The 3,748-nt window shown below is 58.0% G+C and carries 4 protein-coding genes; 3 read left to right on the top strand and 1 reads right to left on the bottom strand.

What is annotated here, in order from left to right; all coding sequences use genetic code 11:
* From IQ273_RS31595 to IQ273_RS31600, 3 genes are all read left to right on the top strand, one after another.
* Positions 1-1,272, top strand: a 1,272-nt coding sequence (locus IQ273_RS31595) for a diguanylate cyclase domain-containing protein (protein ID WP_228054258.1), incomplete at its 5' end; no start/stop codon positions are given.
* Positions 1,206-1,892 carry an EAL domain-containing protein gene (locus IQ273_RS34210; RefSeq protein WP_255534762.1) on the top strand — a complete coding sequence of 229 codons (687 nt, stop codon included), beginning with the start codon at positions 1,206-1,208 and terminating at the stop codon, positions 1,890-1,892. The genes IQ273_RS31595 and IQ273_RS34210, both read left to right, overlap by 67 nt.
* A 284-nt stretch (positions 1,893-2,176) precedes the next feature.
* Positions 2,177-2,710: a dihydrofolate reductase family protein gene (locus tag IQ273_RS31600; RefSeq protein ID WP_194027047.1), complete on the top strand. Its 534-nt coding sequence runs from the start codon at positions 2,177-2,179 to the stop codon at positions 2,708-2,710.
* 92 nt (positions 2,711-2,802) lie between these two features.
* Here the strand turns inward: IQ273_RS31600 and IQ273_RS31605 are convergent, their stop codons facing one another.
* Entirely contained in the window at positions 2,803-3,612 is an 810-nt protein-coding gene (locus tag IQ273_RS31605; protein ID WP_194027048.1) for an alpha/beta fold hydrolase, read from the bottom strand.
* Positions 3,613-3,748 lie beyond the last annotated feature (136 nt).

Below are 3,748 nucleotides of genomic sequence, written 5' to 3' on the forward strand. Positions count from 1 at the left end.
GTGCTGGGGCGGGTGTGCGATCGCACCCGGTTTGCGGCGGCGCTGGCCAGCCTGATCGCTCAGCTCGACCAAGACAGCTTCGATGGGGTAGAGCTGACCAACGGGCGCATTTTAGAGCAGCATTCTCGGCCCCAGTGGCTAGATGACCGGGTGGTGGGCAAGGTGCTGAGCTATCGCGACATCACCGAACGCCAGCAGATGGAAGCCGCCCTGTTTCAGGAAAAAGAGCTGGCCCAGGTGACCCTGAGATCCATTGGCGATGCGGTGATTACTACCGATGTGGCGGGCTGCGTCACCTCGATCAACCCGGTGGCCGAAGCGATGACCGGCTGGCCCCAGGCCGAGGCCCAGGGGCTACCGCTGGCCAACGTGTTTCACATTCTCCACGAGGAAACGCGACAGCCCGTGGCCAATCCGGTGGCCATCGCCCTGCAAGACAACCGCATTGTCGAACTGGCCCGCGAAACCGTGCTGATCGCGCAGGACGGACGCGAAATGGGTATTGAAGACTCGGCGGCTCCGATTCGCGATCGCAACGGCCACACCATCGGGGCGGTAATGGTATTCCACGATGTCACCCAGACCCGGCATCTGACCCGGCAGGTGGCGTGGCAGGCCCGCCACGATGCCCTCACGGGGCTGGCCAACCGGCGCGAATTTGAGCAACGCCTGGAGCAAGCCCTGCAAAGCGCCCAGCAGGACGGGCAGAGCCATGCCCTGTGCTACCTCGATCTCGACCAGTTCAAAATCGTCAACGATACCTGCGGCCACGGTGCTGGCGACGAGCTGCTGCGCCAGGTCACCGGCCTTTTTCAGGCTCAAATTCGCAAGTCTGACCTGCTGGCGCGGCTAGGGGGCGACGAATTTGGCATTTTGCTGCACCAGTGCGATCTCAATCAGGCAGAGCAGGTGGCCAATACCCTGCGAGAAGCAGTCTATCGGCTGCAGTTTACCTGGCAAACCAACACCTTCACCATTGGCGTGAGTATTGGCCTGGTCGCCATTACCCAAATCAGCCAAAGTCTGAGCGAGCTATTGATTGCCGCCGACGCCGCTTGCTACGCCGCCAAGAACCAGGGCCGCAATCGGGTGCATATTTTTCGTGTGGATGATCAAGAGCTGCTGCGGCAGCAGGGGGAGATGCGCTGGGTCAGCCAAATCACCCAGGCTCTAGAAGCCAATCGTTTTGCCTGTTTGGCCAGCCCATGGTGGCGGTTGCCCACACCGCTGAGGTTGACCATTGTGAGGTGCTGCTGCGACTGCGCGATGTAGCGGGGGCGCTGGTGTTACCCCAGGCGTTTATTCCGGCGGCGGAGCGCTATGGGCTGATGCACCTCATTGACCGCTGGGTGGTCAGCACCCTGTTTCAGCACTGGGCCGACTTGCAGCCGCCCAGCCCAGGGGAGCAAAAACCCTGTGTCTACGCCGTCAACCTGTCGGGGGCCAGCATCGACGATGACCAATTTATTGAGTTCTTGCACCAGCAGTTGGCTCAGTATGCGATCGATGCGCGCCTGGTGTGCTTTGAGATTACCGAAACGGTGGCGATCGCCAATTTGACTAAGGCCAGCGAGTTTATCCACCGACTCAAAGCCCTGGGCTGCCAATTTGCCCTCGATGACTTTGGCACTGGCATGTCGTCCTTTGCTTATCTCAAAACCCTGCCGGTTGACTACCTCAAAATTGATGGCGTCTTCATTCGCCACATCGCCACCGACCCTGTTGACTACGCCATTGTGGAAGCCATTAGCCGCACCGGACAGGTGATGGGGCTCAAGACCATCGCCGAATGCGTGGAAAACGAGGCCATTTTAGCTAGGCTCCGCACCCTGGGGGTTGACTATGCCCAGGGCTACGGCATCGCCCGCCCTAGCCCTTTGATAGAAAGCTGATTTTACTCAGGAGGTTTCCAGATAACTCCCCCCAGCAGGGCTATTATGCGGAAAGTATCTGGGTAACTGCCTTCAGAGAGCGAATTACACGGAAAGCGTCGGTATAACTGCTCCCTCTAGGGTGTTTATACGGAAAGCGTCAGTATAGTAAGTTGTTAGCCCTTTCTTTTGCATTCGGAGCGCTGTGCGTCAAGAAGTGATTTGCAGTCAACATAAAATCACTCGACCAAACTTGAGGCAGACGGCGTCACGCCCGGATGCACTGGTAAGAAACAGAGGTAATCATGGCTAAGCTTGTGTTCGGAATGAATCAGTCTTTGGACGGCTACGTTAATCACATGGAATTCCCACCACGCCCATTAATCTTCCATCATTTCATTGAGGATGCTCAGGGGCAGGTTGGTAGTGTGTACGGTAGCCGCATGTATGACAACATGCGTTACTGGGACGACGAGCATCCTGAATGGAACACTGAACAGCGAGCCTTCGCGACGGCGTGGCGGAACCAGAAAAAATGGGTCGTTTCGCGCTCGATGAGGTCGGTCGGCTCGAACGCCAGTCTCATCGCAGATGGTCTTGAGAGCGCAATTCGCAAACTGAAGGCTGAATGCGACGGAGAAATCGGAGTAGCAGGTCCCAACTTGGCGAAAAGCCTTACCGAATTCGGGCTGATCGATGAGTATCGAATCTACCTGCATCCAGTCGTGCTAGGCAAAGGGCAGCCATATTTCGCCGGACCACGACCTCCACTTCGTCTTGTGAGTAATGATCGGATTGAAGAAGATGTGATCAGATTGATCTACGTTCCAGGTACGTGATAGCCGCATCGGGCTAACAATCCCAATGCACCGGAACAAAGTCAAGTGATTTGTGAGTTGCAAAGGGTATCTGTGTCCGGTGATTGGGAGCGTTACACGATCGCCCCCCGCCTAAATTCAGCCAGCGCCCCATTCACCACCTCGGGAAACTCAGCCATGACCAGGTGCCCCGCCTGCTCGATATGTAGGTGGCGACCCGCCAGAAAATGTTGCGCCAGCGCAGCCCCCATTGCCTCGGTAAACATCGGGTCTTGGCCACCGCTGACGATCAACGCCGGATAGCTGAGCTGCCAGCGACCCTCGCGGCGGGCAAAGAAGTTATAGGCCCAAAAAATTCGCAGGGCATCGTAGGGGTGGGCATGCACAGGCAGCGGGCTCTCGGCGGTAAAGCGATCGAGGGTGGGGTGGCTGTGCTCACTCGATAGCTGGGCGATCGCGCGCTGCATCCAGGGTAGGCGAAACAGGTGGCGACCGCCCCAGGCCAAACCCTGCATCAGCGGCACCTCCCACCAGGGGTCTAAATCGTGGGTGCCACCAGCGACTAAGACTAAGCCTGAAACGGGATGTCGCTGGCACCATTCCAACACAATGGGCACACCGTAGCTGTGGGCAAACAGAATAGGTTTGTAGATGTCACAGTGACGCAGCAGCCGAGTCAGATCGCGACAGTGCCGCCCGATGGAGTAGCGAGGGTAGGGGCTCGACTGACCGTGGCCCGCCAGATCGTAGGCGATCGCCCCCCAGCCCTGCCGTACTGCAAACTCATACTGCGCCCTGAGGTTAAACCGATTGCCCAACCCCCCGTGGAGAAAGACCACCGCCGGTTGCGCTCCGGCCCGATAACAGACCTGAAGCTGCACCCCAGACCGCACCCGCACCGGTTCACCGACCAATAAATCCATCGCTTGTCTCCCAGCGGCAATTCAGAGTGGGCCTCAAAACCGCCCTCTCGTAATCGATGCGCTGAGAGATAACGACTGCTAGACCTGCCTCCAGCCTAACCGCTGATACAGTGAATCCAATTCCTTACCTATCCCC

Origin of the sequence: Nodosilinea sp. LEGE 07298 (assembly GCF_015207265.1) — a bacterium.
Lineage (GTDB): Bacteria > Cyanobacteriota > Cyanobacteriia > Phormidesmidales > Phormidesmidaceae > Nodosilinea.